The organism is Deltaproteobacteria bacterium, assembly GCA_016930875.1.
GTDB lineage: Bacteria > Desulfobacterota > Desulfobacteria > Desulfobacterales.
The window spans coordinates 1-17890 of record JAFGFW010000104.1; the positions used below are offsets into that span (position 1 = coordinate 1).

At 49.2% G+C, this 17890-nt stretch carries 18 protein-coding genes and 1 tRNA gene; 14 read left to right on the forward strand and 5 right to left on the reverse strand.

Annotation, left to right across the window (positions count from 1 at the left end; all coding sequences use genetic code 11):
• Nucleotides 1–109 precede the first annotated feature (109 nt).
• The 6 genes from JW883_09615 to JW883_09640 all read left to right on the forward strand — a co-directional run bounded on the left by JW883_09615 (nucleotide 110) and on the right by JW883_09640 (nucleotide 5436).
• Complete coding sequence (locus JW883_09615) at nucleotides 110–1393, forward strand: glycosyltransferase family 4 protein (protein MBN1842521.1); 1284 nt, start codon at nucleotides 110–112, stop codon at nucleotides 1391–1393.
• Nucleotides 1390–1527, forward strand: coding sequence for a histidine phosphatase family protein (locus JW883_09620; GenBank protein MBN1842522.1), 138 nt, complete (start codon nucleotides 1390–1392; stop codon nucleotides 1525–1527). The genes JW883_09615 and JW883_09620 overlap by 4 nt, the downstream gene beginning before the upstream one ends.
• A 350-nt stretch (nucleotides 1528–1877) precedes the next feature.
• Complete coding sequence (locus JW883_09625; protein MBN1842523.1) at nucleotides 1878–3794, forward strand: PAS domain S-box protein; 1917 nt, start codon at nucleotides 1878–1880, stop codon at nucleotides 3792–3794.
• Between the two features lie 24 nt (nucleotides 3795–3818).
• Nucleotides 3819–4058 (forward strand): cation:proton antiporter, encoded by a 240-nt coding sequence (locus JW883_09630; protein ID MBN1842524.1) that lies wholly within the window; start codon nucleotides 3819–3821, stop codon nucleotides 4056–4058.
• Nucleotides 4046–4450 carry a TrkA C-terminal domain-containing protein gene (locus JW883_09635; protein ID MBN1842525.1) on the forward strand — a complete coding sequence of 135 codons (405 nt, stop codon included), beginning with the start codon at nucleotides 4046–4048 and terminating at the stop codon, nucleotides 4448–4450. The genes JW883_09630 and JW883_09635 overlap by 13 nt, the downstream gene beginning before the upstream one ends.
• Nucleotides 4451–4554: 104 nt before the next feature.
• Nucleotides 4555–5436, forward strand: coding sequence for a YitT family protein (locus tag JW883_09640; protein ID MBN1842526.1), 882 nt, complete (start codon nucleotides 4555–4557; stop codon nucleotides 5434–5436).
• A 151-nt stretch (nucleotides 5437–5587) separates the two neighbouring features.
• Here the strand turns inward: JW883_09640 and JW883_09645 are convergent.
• The 4 genes from JW883_09645 to lptF form a co-directional block, all read right to left on the reverse strand.
• Nucleotides 5588–5663 (reverse strand) — tRNA-Phe (locus JW883_09645).
• A gap of 34 nt (nucleotides 5664–5697) precedes the next feature.
• Nucleotides 5698–6465: a 16S rRNA (uracil(1498)-N(3))-methyltransferase gene (locus tag JW883_09650; protein ID MBN1842527.1), complete on the reverse strand. Its 768-nt coding sequence runs from the start codon at nucleotides 6463–6465 to the stop codon at nucleotides 5698–5700.
• 6 nt (nucleotides 6466–6471) lie between these two features.
• Nucleotides 6472–7551, reverse strand: a complete 1080-nt coding sequence (lptG, locus tag JW883_09655; GenBank protein MBN1842528.1) for an LPS export ABC transporter permease LptG — start codon at nucleotides 7549–7551, stop codon at nucleotides 6472–6474.
• Nucleotides 7552–7555: 4 nt separating this feature from the next.
• Nucleotides 7556–8740, reverse strand: a complete 1185-nt coding sequence (gene lptF, locus JW883_09660; GenBank protein MBN1842529.1) for an LPS export ABC transporter permease LptF — start codon at nucleotides 8738–8740, stop codon at nucleotides 7556–7558.
• Between the two features lie 412 nt (nucleotides 8741–9152).
• On the opposite strand from lptF, the gene JW883_09665 reads away from it, so the two are divergent.
• From JW883_09665 to JW883_09695, 7 genes are all read left to right on the forward strand, one after another.
• Nucleotides 9153–9395, forward strand: coding sequence for a DUF4143 domain-containing protein (locus JW883_09665; protein ID MBN1842530.1), 243 nt, complete (start codon nucleotides 9153–9155; stop codon nucleotides 9393–9395).
• A 12-nt stretch (nucleotides 9396–9407) separates the two neighbouring features.
• Nucleotides 9408–9605 carry a hypothetical protein gene (locus tag JW883_09670; GenBank protein MBN1842531.1) on the forward strand — a complete coding sequence of 66 codons (198 nt, stop codon included), beginning with the start codon at nucleotides 9408–9410 and terminating at the stop codon, nucleotides 9603–9605.
• Between the two features lie 33 nt (nucleotides 9606–9638).
• Nucleotides 9639–10679, forward strand: a complete 1041-nt coding sequence (locus JW883_09675) for a deoxyguanosinetriphosphate triphosphohydrolase (GenBank protein MBN1842532.1) — start codon at nucleotides 9639–9641, stop codon at nucleotides 10677–10679.
• A gap of 144 nt (nucleotides 10680–10823) precedes the next feature.
• Nucleotides 10824–11561: a hypothetical protein gene (locus JW883_09680; GenBank protein MBN1842533.1), complete on the forward strand. Its 738-nt coding sequence runs from the start codon at nucleotides 10824–10826 to the stop codon at nucleotides 11559–11561.
• Nucleotides 11562–11759: 198 nt separating this feature from the next.
• Entirely contained in the window at nucleotides 11760–14465 is a 2706-nt protein-coding gene (locus tag JW883_09685) for a valine--tRNA ligase (protein ID MBN1842534.1), read from the forward strand.
• Nucleotides 14462–15292: a carboxylating nicotinate-nucleotide diphosphorylase gene (gene nadC, locus JW883_09690; GenBank protein ID MBN1842535.1), complete on the forward strand. Its 831-nt coding sequence runs from the start codon at nucleotides 14462–14464 to the stop codon at nucleotides 15290–15292. The genes JW883_09685 and nadC overlap by 4 nt, the downstream gene beginning before the upstream one ends.
• A gap of 76 nt (nucleotides 15293–15368) precedes the next feature.
• Nucleotides 15369–16415 (forward strand): hypothetical protein, encoded by a 1047-nt coding sequence (locus JW883_09695; GenBank protein ID MBN1842536.1) that lies wholly within the window; start codon nucleotides 15369–15371, stop codon nucleotides 16413–16415.
• Here the strand turns inward: JW883_09695 and JW883_09700 are convergent.
• Nucleotides 16404–17264: a pyrroline-5-carboxylate reductase gene (locus tag JW883_09700; protein MBN1842537.1), complete on the reverse strand. Its 861-nt coding sequence runs from the start codon at nucleotides 17262–17264 to the stop codon at nucleotides 16404–16406. The two genes, JW883_09695 and JW883_09700, sit on opposite strands and share 12 nt — an antisense overlap.
• A 316-nt stretch (nucleotides 17265–17580) precedes the next feature.
• Between JW883_09700 and JW883_09705 the strand changes: the two genes are divergently transcribed.
• Nucleotides 17581–17880: a YggT family protein gene (locus tag JW883_09705; GenBank protein ID MBN1842538.1), complete on the forward strand. Its 300-nt coding sequence runs from the start codon at nucleotides 17581–17583 to the stop codon at nucleotides 17878–17880.
• The last annotated feature ends 10 nt before the right edge of the window (nucleotides 17881–17890 follow it).

Below are 17890 nucleotides of genomic sequence, written 5' to 3' on the forward strand. Positions count from 1 at the left end.
CTAGTCAAACTCTTTCTAACCCAGTATCCATGGGCACCGCAAGTATTTTTTTGACTAGAATCCCTAGTTTTTTATGCAACTACAGGGTAAAATCCAGAGGAGGCGTGGGATGACTAAGAGAATAACACAAATAAACAACATCGGTTTTGTGTCCACCAGAATTGCCGGCACTGACGGGGTATCGCTTGAGACGGGGAAATGGGCAGAAGTGCTCGAAGAACTAGGGCATTCATGCTTCTATTTTGCAGGAGAATTGGACAGGCCCGAAGAGCGATGTATGTTGTGCCCCAAGGCTCATTTCAATCATCCGGAGATATCCTCAATCAGTGACGCCGTTTTTGGAAAGATCACCCGTTCGGAAGATGTAACAGAGCGGATCCGCACAGTAAAACGAGAACTGACCTACGACGTAAGGAGCTTTATCAGAACGTTCCAAATCGATATCATGATTGTGGAAAACGCTTTTGCTATTCCCATGAACATACCTTTAGGACTTGCTCTCACAGATGTTGTTGCGGAAACCGCAATACCCACAGTAGCCCACAACCACGATTTCTTTTGGGAGCGGAAGCGTTTTTTGGTGAATTCTGTCTGGGGTTACTTGAATAAAGCCTTTCCACCCCGGCATCCCTTTATCCGGCAGGTCGTGATCAATTCTGAGGCAAGGTCCCAGCTTGCTTTCAGACGAGGCGCCGCTGCTATTATTATTCCAAACGTAATGAATTACGCAAAACCGCCGCCGCCGCCAGACGATTATGCGTGTGATGTTCGAGAAGCCTTTGATGTGGCTGAAGACCAGTACCTCATTCTTCAGCCAACACGTATTGTCCAGCGGAAAGGAATAGAACATGCTATTGAGCTGGTAAATGGCTTACGACGTAAGGGACTTAGCGCAAAACTTGTAATATCCCATGGCGGCGACGACGAAGGAGGCGCGTACGAAAGGCGTCTAAGGGAGTATTCAAAACTAATGGAGGTGGACACGCTGTTCATCTCTGATTTGATTGGGGATGAACGTGGCAAGACCGCCGACGGCAGGAAAGTGTACAGGCTATTCGATGTTTATCCCCACGCCGATCTTGTTACTTACCCGTCCTCATACGAGGGATTTGGCAATGCTTTTTTGGAAGCTGTCTATTTCAAGAAACCAATTCTCGTGAACACCTACTCAATATACCAACATGATATTAAGCCAAAGGGCTTCAAAATGATTGAAATGGACGAATATATCAGCGAAGAAACCGTTGATCAGGTTGTGCATACACTAGAGAACAAGTCATGGGCAAGTAAAATGGCAGAGCACAATTACAGCGTAGCAAAGCGCTTTTACTCTTATGTCAATCTGAGAAGAAAGCTGAAATTCGTTTTGAGTGATTTCTTTGGCGAGGAGTGACCTGTGCTGGAACGACCAAGTTTGTTTTGCTCCGCCACGGTCAAACTGTTTGGAATTTTCAGAAAAAGTCCATGGGATGCACAGACATCAATTTTTCTGATGAAGGTATTCGAAAAGCCGTGCAGGTGCTTTAAGAAGCGGAGGATTTACTGTGAGGGCGGAATGGCTAACCCTAACGTTGCATAACTTTTTTTGAGGTTTTACTTGTCGGAGCCTATGCAGCTTTTCTTGTTGTGCCCGGGAAATGGAGCAGATCTTTCCGAACACCAGGATTTGCGCTCCTAGTGAGTGTGAGGTCTTCCTAGGGCCGTGTCAGCCGTCCTGCGCGTTGAATGATGCGATGTCTAAGGGTGTCGAGAGTTCGAAAAGTCCAAGCCGCAGGCCGTTTTGGTAGAGACCGGGGCAGCGCTGGGGAGGATAGAGGCGCATACGTGATATTAGAAATGCCAGGGTGTATGGTCTTTTTTTACTGGGGGATGCTCCGATGACTAGAAAACCCACCTATGAAGAGTTGGAGCAAAAGGTCAGAACATTAGAAAAGGAAGTGGCTGAATTCAGTCGGACCAAGGAGGAGTTGAGTGTGGTGTATGATGCCTTGAATTCCTCTGTGAGCGGCGTCATCATAACAAATCTGGACGGACAGATTAGGTACGTCAATTCTGCATTTCTCAGCATGTTCGACTATAAAGACAACACTGCAGTATTAGGTGAAAATGCGACCGTCTTGTTTGCTCCGGAAACATTGAAAAGGTTTTCCCACGTCAAAGCCATTATCGATGAGACAAAAGGAGAGACTGAGGAGTTCACTGCCCAGCGTCAGGACGGCACAACATTTCCTGTGGAGGTCTCTTCTTCGAATGTTAGCGATAACAAGGCAAATATCGTCGGCAGAATGGCGTCATTTGTCGACATCACCGGCCGCAAGCAAGCAGAGGAGGCTCTCAGGGAAAGCGAGCGGAGGTATCGACACATCACCCAAGCCATTACAGACTACATTTACACTGTGCGCGTAAAGGATGGGCATCCTGTTGAAACAATCCACAGACCTGCCTGTGTAGCGGTTACCGGTTACACAGAAGACGACTTTGATGCCAACCCGCACCTGTGGATACAGATGGTACATGAGGAAGACCGTAGGGCTGTGGGAGACCAAGCCGCACAAATACTCTCAGGTGTGAAGGTTGGACCAATAGAGCGCCGAATCTTTCGGAAGGACGGCGTAATGCGTTGGATCAGGAATGAGTTTGTGCCCCACTATGATTCCCAAGGCAAGCTCTTGTCTTACGATGGTCTGATTCGTGACATCCACGAGCAAAAGATAGCGGAACAGGCGTTGCGGGAGAGCGAAAAAAAGTACAGTACTCTAGTTGAAAACTCTCTGACAGGCATATATATCGACCAGGACGAAAAAATCGTATTTGCCAACAACAGATTTGCTGAGATTTATAGGTATCCAAAAGAGGAGTTGATAGGGATTGAGAGCTGGAAGCTGGTCCATCCTGACGACAGGGACTTGACCATGGACATGAGGACAAAGAGGCTAAAGGGCGAAGACGCCCCATCAGAATATGAGGCCAGAGGCCTGACAAAAGACGGTGAAACCATATGGATCAACAGGAGAAACGCCCGCATAGAGTATAAAGGAAAGCTTGCCATATTGGGCAACGTCGTGGATATCACTGAAAAAAAACAGGCAGAGGAACAGTTACGCAAGATAAATGAGGAGCTCAAAAACTTTGTCCGTGTTGTCTCCCATGACCTGAAAAACCCCATCATTTCCATCCAGGGATTTTCATCACGACTGCTCAAAAAATATCAAGACAAATTGGGAGAAAAGGGTCGGAGTTACCTTGAGCTGATCAACGCCGGTGCCCGCCGAATGGAAGTATTCGTCGCGGACCTTCTAGCCTTGTCAAGCATCGGCCGGGTAGTCTCGACTTTCAAGGATATTCCCTCCCTTGAGATACTGAGAAATGTCACTTCAGGCCTCGAAGACAGACTGAGGGAGAAAGGAATTGATCTGGTCGTGGCCGACAACCTCCCTGCGATTTACTGTGATGGAGAAAGGATCTATCAGGTGTTCGAGAATCTGCTCGTAAACGCGACCAAGTTTATGGGGGCTACCAAGGATCCAAAGATCGAGGTAGGATACGAAGATAGGGAAGACTTCCATCAGTTCTATGTGAGGGATAATGGCATCGGGATTGATCCGAATTATCACAAGAAAATATTTGAGATGTTTCACCGCTTACGAGAAATTGAAGATGAGACAGGAACGGGTTTGGGGCTTGCCATTGTTGAGAGAATTGTGAAGCACCACGGTGGAAAGGTCTGGGTGGAGTCTGAAAAGGGTCAAGGCGCCGCCTTCCATTTTACCTTGCTTAAGCATTTTGATCTGTAAAGGATTCCAGCAGGGAATCGTTTCATGCAAATACCGCTTTTACAAGATATCGCCGTCATCTTCGGCCTATCCGTGCTTGTTCTTCTTATTAGTCATCAAATTCGAATGCCGACGATTGTGGGTCTTCTTCTGACTGGTATTTTCGTCGGCCCTCACGGCTTGCGGTTGATTAAGGCGGTTCATAACGTTGAAACCTTGGCCGAGATCGGCGTTGTCCCGCTACTTTGTTTGAAACAGCAGTGGAAGTCTTTGTGCGGGTTTTAATCCAATATCTGATCCCTCAAAATGAAATCGAGCGGTTTGTGGCAGACATACGCGCTGACGGCTACAAGATGTTCCGAACCCTCTCGAAGCCTTCTGCCTTTGCCAGTGATCTGAAGTCATATCTCTCCGATGTCGAGGTCAAGACATTTCGGATTGAAGAAAAATCGTCAATTATTGGCCAATCACTTACTGAAATTGGATTGCGAAAGAAGCACGGCGTCACCTTAGTTGCTATCCGGCGAAACGAACAAACATTGTCCAATCCCGATAGTAGTACGGAGCTGTGTGCAAACGATCTCATCCTGTCACTAGCAACACCTGAAAAAATGGCAGAGGTGGGAGATCTCTTCAAGACTTCAGCAGAAGTACTTGAAAACAACAGGATGAAATAAGCCTTCGGAGTCAACACTTGCACCTGGGTTGAGGCCAAAGTTCGGGGAACCATCCGCTTTAGGAGTTGCGAGGAATCTCTGAACAGAGGAAAGAGGGGACATATATGAAAACGACATCGTGGCTTCGGCAATTACAGTTCGCAAAGCTCAGGCAAGTCTTCTGGAATCTTGGTCTAATATCCGTGGGCAGCGTGCTTTGTGCAGTTGCCATAAACGGGATTCTGATTCCCCATAAATTTGTGAGCGGAGGGTTTACGGGATTGGCGCTCGTTATTTATTATCTCCTGCCCGCCGTACCAGTAGCATGGGTTTACTTTTTTCTTAATGTGCCTCTTTTTGTCTTAGGATGGAAATATGTCAGCCGGCGTTTCTTCATCTATAGTATAGCGGGAATGATAATCTTTTCTTGTGCCCTTAAATGGGTTAACGCCTCCCTTCCGGTTCAAGACCAGATCCTGAGCGCGCTCCTGGCAGGCATTATTTCCGGGGCAGGCGCGGGCGTTATTCTCAGGTCAGTGGGATCGGCTGGAGGGTTGGATATCCTTTCGGTCATGGTGCTCCAGCGTTTTTCTGTACGGCTGGGCACCACCAGCCTTGCCTTCAACAGCCTCGTGTTGGCAGCGGCAGCCATGCTCTTGTCCCTTGAAAGGGCTCTGTATACACTCGTCTACATCTATGTTAGCTCATACATGCTTAACCTGGTAGTAACGGGTCTGAGTCAGAGAAAGGCAGTCTTCATCATCTCTGCGCGCTGGCAGGAAATATCCCAAGAGATTTTCGAGAAGCTTGATCGAGGCTTGACAGTCATCAAAGGTCAAGGGGGGTACTCGGGTCAGGAAGAGCAGATCTTATATACGGTCATCACCTTCCGGGAGCTATCCCGAATTAAAGGAATTATTCGCCGGCTGGACCCAAGTGCTTTTGTGGTTGTAACTGAAACATTGGAGGTAATGGGACAAGGGATCGGGAATCAGCCTCATTGGTGAGACCCGTTCTGCCAGTTGTCCTCACCTCGGCGATTACCATCGATCCCTTCACAGAATAACTGAAAAGCTAGTTGGTTATCCTGCCATGTCCTCGCAAATGCCCGCCAAAAAACAAAGGGCTACGGCGCTAACCGTAACCCCTTGATTTTCCTGGTGCCGAGGCGCAGAATCGAACTGCGGACACGCGGATTTTCAGTCCGCTGCTCTACCGACTGAGCTACCTCGGCAAGTTTGACGCAAGTTGGATATTTATTAGAAGCCCTAATTCTTGTCAAGATTTTTCTGGAGATCTGTCAAGTCTCCAAAAGCGTGCTGGAGCATGGCGGCGACGACTATGGTTGCAGTGTCTGATTTTAGGGTTCGTGGGCCAAGGCAAACACAAACAAAGCCATGTCGGAGCGCCAATTCCACCTCCTTGTCTGTGAAGCCGCCTTCAGGGCCTACGAGCGCCAGCACACTGCGGACGTCATGCATTTTGGCCAGGCAAGACGTTGATTCAGCGCCGGATTGGTGATTGTGAAAGATGACTTTTAGGTTATGGGACCGCCGAGCCGTAACCAATTCCTCAAAGGAGACCAGAGAACCAATATGCGGCGCCCGCGATCTGCCGCACTGCTTGAGAGACTCCCTGGCAATCGTTTTCCAGCGTTGTTTTCTTCCGGCCAAGCGTGAAGGCTCAGGCCTTGCCACACTGCGTTCTGACATAAAGGGTAGAAAAGCAACGACCCCCAGTTCTGTCAACTGCCTCACAATGCGATCCATGTTTCGGGCCTTTAGAAGGGACTGACCTATTTCGATCTCCAGACAAGATTCCGATATAGCGGAATCTTTGTCTAGGATTAAAAGCCTGATCGCCCGAGACGTACTGTCAGCAATACGGGCACGGTATTCCGATCCTTGGCCGTCGAACAGAAAAATCTCGTCGCCGGGTTTCAGACGCAAAACCGTACGAATATGCCTCACATCGGGCCCTGTGAGGGTTGAGCCGGCGGAAGAAACAGCCTCCTTGTCGATGAAGAAACGTCTCATTTTAGGTTATCGATTTGCATGCAAAATCAAGCTTATGCCGACTGTGGCAAAGAGAATATTGGAGGCCCATGCAGCAAGAAAAGGGGGAAGTATTCCCGTGTACCCCAGGGTTCGGAATAGTTCAAAGCTGACCAGGTACAAGGCAACAATAGCAAAACCGATACCGATGCCTGCCGCAACACCCCTTCCTTTTTCTTTTCTAAGGGCAAGGGAGACTCCCACCAAACCCATGATCAACGAAATGCATGGAAATGCCAGTTTGACATGCATATCCACCCAGTAGGTGCGGGCGCTATATCCTTCTCTTTCTATCTTTTGTGCGTAGCGGCGCAGTTCTATAAACCCCATCTCATCGGAGGGCTTGCCGCCTTTCCTGAAGTCATCAGGAGTCTCATGAAGCTCAAAGGTCATTTCAGCAAACGGTGAAACCGTGTAGGCGCCGTCCTCCTGTCTTTGCTTGACCGTCCCGTCAAAAAAGCGCCATTGACCATCCTTCCACTCTGCGCGTCGGGCATGAATACGCTGTCTTGTCCGAAAATCTCCGTCAAACTGATTGACGACCACCCCGAACAAGGTCTCGGCTTTTACATCAAAGGTCCTGATATTATAAATGGCGTCCTGGCCTTTGTACCATAGTGACTCGTATTTATAGACGAACTCCGGGGCTTTCTTTTGTACGTAAGTCTTCCAGATCGTATTGACCCGGCGATTTGTATAGGGAATAATCGATTCACTGTTAAGCAAGGATAGAAGAGCAATAAGTGAAGCAAGCATCAGCGATGGAGCAATTACCTTTAAGGGGCTCACGCCGCTTGCCCTCATGGCAACGATCTCATTGCTCCTGGCCAGAAGCCCTAGGGCGATGATGGTGGCCATTAATACTGCTACCGGTGTCATCTGATCAATAACAAGTGGGAGCTTGAAAAGAATATAGATCAGCATGTAGCGGAGTTTTGCCCCGGCCTCTATGAAGTTGTCGACCCTTTCAAAAAAATCGACGATGACATAGATCATAACAAAGGCCAGGAGAATGATCGTAAATACTCTGGCAATCTCGCGGAGGATGTACCTGGTTAGGATGCTCATATGTCTATCGATCTTCTCGCCGTGTTTTGAAAAAGACACGAACACGTTCAGCCAGGCGGCCCAAGGCTATCAGCGATTTCATGGGAGTTTCTTGGCTTGCCCGGACAAACATCACCGCAGACAATGTGCCAAGCAGAAGGTCGGGCATCCACATGCCTAAGGCCGGCGGTATGGTGCCGGATTCTCCAAAGCTCTTGGCTGCAGATAACAAAACGTAATAAAGAAGAAAAATGCCCAGAGCCATAGCCGCCCCTGCTGAATAGCCGAAGGCCTTGCTTTGTGCGGCGAGAGACAGTCCGATAAAACCCAGTATGAGACACGAGAAAGGGATGGCAAACTTTTCATGAAATTCCATGACCAGCATGTTGTATTTCACATCCTTAACCTTGGCCGATTTGATTTTTTGCCACAGTTCCTTCACTGGCATTTCGCTTTCATCCAGTTTTCCAGTGCCGCGGCTGTCAACGAAGTGAGGCAGGTCCAGTGCCAGTTCATAAGTTTGAAACTGAAGTGTGTCAGAGCTTTTCAAGTCCTTGCTGTCGTAGTGAATTTCCCCGTTAGTGAGCCTCAATGCCAACGCCTTGTCTTTGGCGCCGCCCAACACTGTCCCTTTTTCGGCGATAATGGCATGGGAGAGATCCGGATCGCGTTCGTCTGCAATAAAGATCCTTTCCAGGGTCCTGCCGGAAGGGTCCATGTTGTTAACGTAGAGAACCATGCCTTTAAAGTCATCGATGAAGACCCTGGGGGTAATGCCAACGTAGGCCTTGTGCTGACTCAATGCATGAACCAGATTCCCGAATGCACGATTTCCTTTAGGCATGACATAGACGGCCATGAAGGTCGTGGCAAAATGCGCAAAGAGGCACAACATCAACACCGGCGGAAGGAGTTGAAAGAGGCTGACACCGGATGCCTTGAGGGCCGTAATTTCGTGGTCCTGAGAAAGCCGCAAAAATGTCAGCAGGGTTGCCATCAGTGTGGACATGGGAAAGGTGAAAACAAAGAAATAAGGAAGTTTGTATGCAATAAGGTAGATCAATGCCACTGGCGACACGCCTTTGTTTACGACCAGATCCGTAAAGGTGAAGATCTTGGCTACCAGCAGGATAAAGCTAAAGGTAACCAGACTGATCCCGAAGACGAGGCATATCTCCTTCAATATGTAACGATGCACGATGCGCGGCATAAACTTAACCCGGATAAACGGGAATTGAGGAATCGCGAATTGAAGAATTCGGGAACCTCCCTCGCCGGCAGGCGGGTTGGCGGAAACTGATCTAATTCCTCAATCCCCAACTCCCTCAATTATTTGAATGTATAAACAACACCTTAACGAAAAGAAATTGTTTTGTAAACCATTAGGATACTGAGCCTGATGGCTTTGAACCGCTTTTCGAACTGGAGCTACAGTTTCCCACTGGCTATGTGAAAGGAAAGATTCCCCAGAAAATAAGGCAGGAAAAGGGATTGAAACCGGGAGTCGTCAAATTTTAGCAAGTGCCCATCCATAAACGGATCTTAAGACACTGGGCACTAGCGTCAGTTTCCAATTCAGAAATGAGTCCGCCTGGGGCGGACAAGGTCAAGGAAATTCCCGCATGCAGCGGGACGCGGAGGTCCGCCTAGGCGGATCGCACAAGCGATCCCGCAGATTGATCAGCCGGAGGCGGAGAAAAGGACCATTTCTGGGACGGTTTGTCGGGCAGCAGTTGCGCGCGGCCCAGACCCCGTTAACAGAGCCACAGCTGTTTTACTGGCAAAGGACTGGAGGGAGACTGGGAAAGATCGATTACATAATTCAGCACGGAAATCGCGTAGTTCCTGTTGAAGTAAAATCCTGATCTGTAGGCAGTATGAAGTCACTGCATCAGTTCATGGCCGAAAAACGCCTCGATTTTGCTGTTCGCCGCAATATTCACCAACCATTGGTGGAAAACATCAGGGTAAAAACGACATTGGGTAAACCTGTATCATACCGGCTTCTTTCTATACCGGTATATCTGACCGAAGTTCTTGATGGATTAATAGAACAGGCTCAAAATATGATTTGAGAAAACTAACGCTTTTGGTGTATAGAAGTGTTAATGATTATTAGAGAACGTATTGAAAATGAGGAAAGGCAAACCCTTTCTCCTTATGCCAAATTGAGCGCTGAGACAGAAGGTCGCCGCATACCGGAGGAGCCATGTGTTATCCGTACGGCCTTTCAACGTGATCGTGACAGGATCATTCACTCCAAGTCCTTCAGACGCCTCAAGCACAAGACACAGGTCTTTCTCTCTCCCACTGGAGACCATTACCGTACACGGCTTACACACACCTTGGAAGTCGCACAGATCGCCAGAACGGTTGCCAAGGCCCTTAGACTCAACGAAGTGCTGGCCGAGGCCATTGCGTTAGGACACGACCTGGGTCACACACCCTTTGGTCATGCCGGCGAGTGCGTGTTGAACAAGATTTTCCCTGGTGGATTTTCCCATCATGAGCACAGCCTCAGAGTAGTCGATGTTCTGGAAAAACGTGGCCGTGGGCTGAATCTCACTGCTGAAGTAAGGGATGGGATACTAAAACACTCCAAGGGAAAAGATGAAATCCTGCCGCGTGACACTTCGGCATGGCCTGCAACGCTAGAGGGGATGGTAGTGCGGATTTGTGATGTTATCGCCTACGTCAACCACGATCTTGACGACGCAATGCGTGGTGGCATTATTGTTGCACAAGACATTCCCGGAATTTGCCTGGACGTTCTGGGAAATTCCCATGCCAAGCGCATTGATACCATGGTGAAGGATCTCATCTTTGCGACCGTGGAGGAGCCTGGCCCTGAGTTGCGAATGAATGACACTATTTATGAAGCCCTGGTATTGATGCGCGATTTTCTTTATGAGCGTGTTTATGAGGTTCACACGGTCCATGCTGATTTTATTCGTGCGGAAAAGATCATTCGCGAGCTCTATGCGGAATTTATGGAAGACGAAGGAGTCTTTGAAGAAGAAATAGGTGAAAAATTGCCTGGAACGTCCAGGGAGCAGACCGTGTGTGATTTTATCGCCGGCATGACGGACCGGTATGCCCTTCATCTCTACGAGAAGTTATTTCTCCCCCGGCCATGGATGGTGTATTAGGGTGCATGCTCAATAAAATCTTGACACGCATGAGAACACTATGATAGTTTTTTGAAGAAAATCAGGAAGTAGAGGAATTTGTTTCTCCTTTTCTGCTATTGACGGCAGATTTTTACCGGCAACCTAATCAAAGGAAACGTAATCATGGATACCGACGACAAGAACAAGGAAGGTCAGATATCCGAAGATGCTGGGGATCTCTCATTGGCATATGATGATGAGAAGCTCGTGATGGAGGGATCCGGAAATGAACCTGGTTTATCGGAAGACCTTTTCCTTGAGACAGAAGCCGAGGGGGAAGAAGAAGTCATTGAACTGGTCGATGCCGTGACAGAGGAGTCGGAAGGCCAAGATGTCTTGGAATTGACTGACCGGGTTGAGGACCAATATTCTCAGGCCGAGGAAGAGGATTTGTTGGAGTTTTCAGGGGCCGACCTTGCTTACGATGAGCCTGATGAAGATGGCCTCGCAGAAGATGTTGGCATGGAGATTACCGAGGAGCCCCCCGAAATATCTGTTACTGAGGAACGAGCCGACGATTTGGAGATATCCCGTGACGTCCGAGATGCCGCAGCTGAAGGGGACGAAATCCCAGAAGATCTTGGAGGATTCAGTGAATCAGATGTGGAACAGGATGCCGGTGAACTGGTTGAGCCGTCGGCTTCATATCCTGAGCAGGAACTAGTTTCAGAAGCTGGAGCGCAAGCGGCCGATAAGGCGCTGGGACCTGAGGTTCTTGAAAGGCTTTCTGACGAAAGGATAGAAGAAATCGTTGTGCGTGTAGTAAAGGAAACAGTGGAGAAAAAGGCCGATCGAATACTCCTTGAAGTTGCCGAGGCAGCCATTGCAAAGGAGATAGAAAAAATCAAACAAGCGCTTTGATCGGCGAATGGGTTCCCAGGAGGCTGTCCGAGAATGAGAGATTTTTTGCAAGGTCAAGGAAGGTGAGGATTAAAATCCGAGCCTGACGCAGAGATTGCGGAAAATAGCCATTCTCGGGCAGCCTCGTAGAATAGACGGTCCAATGATGCAGGGGGTTAAGTCTGTTAATCCCCTTTTCAATTTTGGGAGCACGATTAGATGAGTTCGGATATACTCAAGAAGGGCTACGAACCACAAGAGGTGGAAGAACGATGGTATGCATATTGGGAAAAGGAAGGCCTCTTTGCAGCCGAGGACGTTAGCACCGGGAAACCCTTTTCGATTGTCATCCCACCGCCCAACGTGACCGGGGTTCTGCACATGGGCCATGCCCACAACAACACATTGCAGGACATCCTTTGTCGCTATCGCCGCATGCAAGGTTACAATGTGCTTTGGATGCCGGGGACGGACCATGCCGGGATTGCTACCCAGAATGTGGTGGAAAAGGGCTTGGCCACGGAAGGAAAAGACCGGCACAGCCTGGGGCGTGAGGAATTCATCAAAACGGTGTGGCAGTGGAGGGAGCAGTACGGCGGCCTGATCATCAAGCAGTTGAAGCGCCTGGGGGCTTCGTGCGACTGGGCTCGTGAGCGCTTCACCATGGACGACGGGCTGTCTAAGGCCGTAAGGACTGTCTTTGTGAAGCTCTTTGAACAAGGCCTGGTTTATCAAGGCAACTATATCATTAATTGGTGCCCTCGTTGCCAAACAGCCCTGTCAGACCTGGAAGTGGACCACGAGGACCACAACGGACACCTGTACTACGTCAGGTATCCCTTTGAAAATGGAGAGGGCGGAGTTGTTGTGGCAACCACCCGGCCTGAGACCATGCTGGGCGATACAGCGGTGGCAGTCAATCCCAAAGACGAGCGCTACAGTGTACATGAACGCACAAACGTGATACTGCCCCTGATGAACAGAAAAATTCCCATTATTTTTGACGAATATGTTGACATGAGATTCGGAACCGGCGCCCTGAAAATTACTCCTGCCCATGATCCCCATGACTTTGAGATAGGTCAGCGTCACAATCTTGACTCGATCAAGGTGATAGACAGCGATGGCTGCATGAATGAGAACGCAGGCCCTTTCCAGGGAAAGGATCGTTTCAGATGCAGGGAAGAGGTCCTCGATGCCCTCAAAAGGGAGGGCCGTCTGGAGAAGGTAGAGTCATACCAGCACAGCGTGGGACATTGCTACCGGTGTCGAACAACCGTAGAGCCCTATCTGTCCAAGCAGTGGTTTGTCAGGGTCGAGCCCCTTGCAAAAAAGGCCATTACCGCGGTCCAGAGGGGGAAGACACGTATCATACCGGACACGTGGACCAAGACATATTTTGAGTGGATGAACAATATCAAGGACTGGTGTATCTCACGGCAAATCTGGTGGGGCCATCGTATCCCGGCCTGGACATGTGAGGCCTGCGGTGAACTGATCGTGGCCATGGATCCGCCCGAGGTGTGCCCCGCCTGTGAGGGCAGCGCCCTTGTTCAGGAGTCCGACGTTCTGGACACCTGGTTCAGCTCTGCGCTCTGGCCTTTTTCAACCATGGGCTGGCCTGATGATACCCGGACCTTAAAGACATTCTACCCGACGTCCGTCTTGGTCACCGGGTTTGACATCCTTTTTTTCTGGGTTGCACGAATGATGATGATGGGGCTCCATTTTATGGGGGAGGTCCCCTTCAGGGATGTATATATTCACGCTCTGGTCAGGGATGCTGAGGGGAAAAAGATGAGCAAATCAAAGGGAAATGTCATCGATCCTCTCTATGTGATCAACGAGTTTGGCACGGATGCCTTAAGGTTTACCCTGGCGGCCTTTGCAGCCCAGGGGCGGGACATAAAACTATCCGAGGAGAGGATAGAAGGCTACCGTCACTTTATCAACAAGCTTTGGAACGCTTCCCGCTTTTGCCTTATGCATCTGAAGGATTTCGATCCCGATCCCTTGAAAATGAATGGCCGGGATCTTTCACTGGCAGATAGATGGATTCTTGCCAGGCTAAACGGTGTGATCGAAACTGTGGGACAAACCCTTGATGAGTACAAATTTAACGAAGCAGCAGGCGCCATTTATCAGTTTGTGTGGCATGAATTCTGTGACTGGTACCTGGAAATCATCAAACCAGTGCTCTACGGACATGAGTCGGCAGAAGGTTCCGGTAACGGGTCAGGGGAGGGCGCCGAGTCCTCGGGGCGTAAGACCACCTTGTTTACGCTTTGGTCGGTCCTGAACGAGATCCTGCGTTTGCTTCATCCTTTTATTCCGTTTGTTACCGAGGAGATCTGGGATAAACTTCCCGGCGCTGAAGGCTCAATCATGAGAGCGGAATTTCCAGCGAGCGCGAAGGAGCGACATGACGCAGAGGCTGAAAGGAGCATGAACCTCCTTATGGGCATCACAAGCGGCATACGAAATATCAGGGGTGAGATGAACGTTCCTCCATCCTTGCTTGTGGAGGCCACTGTTCAGTCCCCTGACGAGAAGATGCGCCAGACTCTTGACAAACACCGCAATATCATTGTCAACCTGGCCAAGCTGGCGCGTTTGGAGGTAACGCCGCCTGGCGAGAGACCGGCCTCATGTGCCACTTCCGTTTTTGACAACAGCACCATATTTGTCTCCTTGAAGGACATCATAGATTTCAAGGCCGAAGAAGAGCGTCTGAGCAAAGAGATTGCGAAAATTACCAAAGAGCAGGAGGGCGTTGAAAGAAAATTGAGCAATGAGGCTTTCCTGGCCAGGGCCCCACAAGATGTCGTGGAAGGAGTGCGAGCAAAGCAGGAAAACTTTGTGGAAAAGAAAGACAGATTGGAAGAGCACTTGAGGACCGTGTGCCGGATTGCCGGTGATTCATGATTGGGAAAAATGAAAGACTGATTCGCCTGGCTCTTGAAGAAGATATTGGACCGGGAGATGTCACAACCGACACGCTGATCGAACCCGATCGTGTGGAAAGTGCTATAATTGTTGCCAAAGAGTCCTTTGTCTTGGCCGGGCTTGAGTTGGCCCAGGAGGTCTTTAGGAGCCTTGACTCTGCCATGAGTTTTGACACAACCTTTCATGATGGAGACTCTATCGAAAACGGTAATGCAATCCTTAAGGTCACTGGCAAGCTTCAAGCCCTTCTTACCGGGGAACGAACGGCCCTGAACTTTCTCCAGCGCCTTTCAGGGATTGCCACCTTTACACGCAAGTTCGTGGATAGGACAAGAGGTGCCGGGGTCAGGATTACTGATACCCGAAAGACAACGCCTGGGTGGCGTAAGCTGGAAAAGTACGCTGTAAGGATGGGAGGAGCCCGCAACCACCGCTTCGGACTCTATGACGGCATCCTCATAAAGGACAATCATATTAAGGCCTGCGGCGGGATCACCGAGGCAGTGGAACGCGTTCGAAAGAACCAGGGGCAATTTCTTCGTATCGAGGTGGAGGTTACGGACCTGAAGGAGGTCGAGGAGGCCCTCAAAAGCGGTGTGGACATCATTATGCTTGACAATATGGACATAAACGGGATAAAGGAATCAATTGGGTTTATTGGCGACCGGGCTCTAGTCGAAGTATCCGGAGGCGTAGGCTTGGACTCGGTAGCTGAACTAGCCGCCACCGGTGTGGACATCATTTCCATAGGCGCCTTAACCCATTCGCCAACGGCCGTGGACATAAGCATGCGAGTCATGGAGTAATGGGTTGATGAACAACATTTTCGTGGTAGGTGTGTCTTTTTTTTCATTCCGGCTGGTCCGGGTTAGGTAGTGTGTGATGAGATACTGCGCAATAGAATATGCCATTCCCAGCAAGCTTGTAACTAATACTGAAATTATCCAGGAAATCATTTCAAGGAGCAAGCGCTATTTAACGGAGAAGGCGCTGAATTTGCTGGAATCTAGGATGGAGGAACTGTTCAAGAAAGCAGTCACCTCGGTGCGATATCACCGTGCGAAAAACGAACGGGCCATCCAGTTTGGCATTGAAGCCGGCATGAAGGCCTTACGGTCAGCCAACATGTCTCCCAAGGATATTGATCTGTTGATATATGTTGGGGTTGGAAGGGGCTATATTGAGCCTGCAACTGCCAATGTTTTTCAGAAAATACTCAAACTGCAGAAAGCCACTTGTTTTGACATACTGGATGCCTGTGCAAGCTGGCTCAGGGCGATTCATGTGGCCCATTCGTTCATAAAGACCGGCATGTACAAGAATGTGATGATCTTAAACTGCGAGTTCAACTTCCGGGAGTATGCCAATTTTGAGTTCAGGTCCATAAAGGATCTTGAGTTTAATTTCCCCACGTTTACGATTGGAGAGGCGGCAACGGCCACAATTGTCAGTGATTCAGAAGCGGATGATGAGTACTACACCTCTTTCAGGACGTGGGGAGACCGTCATAACCTGTGTAAAATACCGCTTCCCCATTTCAGGGAATATAGCGATGGCGAGCTAAGAAATGAAATTGAACCCCTGAGGTTTTTTTCCTATGGAGAGAAGATCTTTCGATTTGTGTTTTCCAGGTTATGTAAGCACTACCGTGAAGACACGGTACTGAATAATTTCAAGCACGAAATCGTCTTTAGCCATGCTGCCAGCGATGCAATGAGCGACAAGGTAATCAAGTCGTGCAAGCTGGGCGAAAACAAAGGTTACAACACTCACAAACGATTTGGAAACACGGTCTCTGCCTCCGTGCCTTTGGCCATGGCTTGTGCCATGAAAGACGGGAGGTTAAAGAACAACACCAATGTCCTCACCGGTTTCGGATCTGCCGGTGTTTCTACTGCGTGGTCCAAGTTCAAGTTTTTAACTTCCTAATTGACTCAACTCTTTGGATCGCCGGGCAGCCGCTTGAACGGCGTCCCGCAGATGCCCCTTCACCTTATGACGGTCCAGCACATTGATGGCCGCCTCAGTGGTGCCTCCTTTTGACGTCACGTTTTTTCTAAGTGAAACCGCAGCCTCACCCGTTTCTTCCAAGAGCTTTACTGATCCTTTGATCGTCTCAAGTGTCAGGGTCAGTGCGTGTGAGGGTCTCAGTCCAAGTCTCGCTCCAACTTCTACCAGCGACTCTATCACGTAAAAGATGTAAGCTGGCCCGGAACCGCTCAGGGCAGTCACGGCATCAAGGTCTTCCTCTTCGAATTCAATGACTTTCCCAATGGCCTCCAGGATCATGCGGGCAATACTGAGATCCGATTCCTTTGCAAAGCGGTTGCCGCTCATGCCGGCCATGCCTGCCAAGACCAGGGCTGGAGTGTTGGGCATAACGCGGATGATGGGGAGGAGTCCCTTTGAGTTCTGATCCAATGAGGGATATAGGTGTTTTTCTATCCTTTTGATGGGAAAACCAGCGGCAATGGAGATGATGAGCTTGAGACCTCTTATGGTTTGGGGAAATGTCTTGGAAAGCCCCTCTAAGACCTCGTCCATATGCTGGGGCTTGACTGCCAGGATGACAACATCGACCTGCTCAAAGATTTCCGAGTTGTCTGTAGTGGTATTAATCTGATAGGCGTCCTCCAGTTGGCGCAGTCGAGCCTCTCGTATGTCGCTGGCCCAGATCTGCCTCGCTTTACACAGAGACGATTTTATGAGACCGTTGATCATAGCCTCTCCCATGTTTCCTGAACCGATAAAGCCGACTTTTTTGTCCAGCCGTTTCATAATGCCCTCCCGAAGCGGATTCACCGCAAGGCCGAGAACCAAGAAAAAAGCGCCTAAAATGCCTTGTGGCATGAGTGGCACGGATTGTGCATTTTTCGATGTTAATAACGCAAGCCGTGTGAAGTCAATTAACGCCCTAAACAGGTCTCTGTCAACGGCTTTGCATGAAAATTCTTGACTTTTGATGGGCTATTTTCGATAATCAATAAAACTCAACAAGTTATAAAATCGCTTGGTGATTTTATGTAACGGGGCTTTGCCGCTCGATAAAGCGAATTGCCCACACATGTTGACTTCGTATTTTTGAGGAAGCACTATGTTCATCATCGGCTATTTTTTTAGCGCACTTGGAACGGTTCTAGATTATGCCTTACTCTTTTACATGTGGATCATCATTGCTCGTGCGGTCCTTTCTTGGGTGAGTCCTGACCCCTATAATCCGATTGTCCGTTTTATTCATAACGTCACCGAGCCCGTAATGTATCCTATAAGGAGACGATTTCCGCTTGGGTTTGGCGGCATTGACTTTTCTCCAGTGCTTGTATTGCTAGCTATCATATTTTTGCGCTCCTTTGTGGTTAACAGCTTGATGCGGCTGGCAGCTAGCCTCATGTAAGGAAAGAATC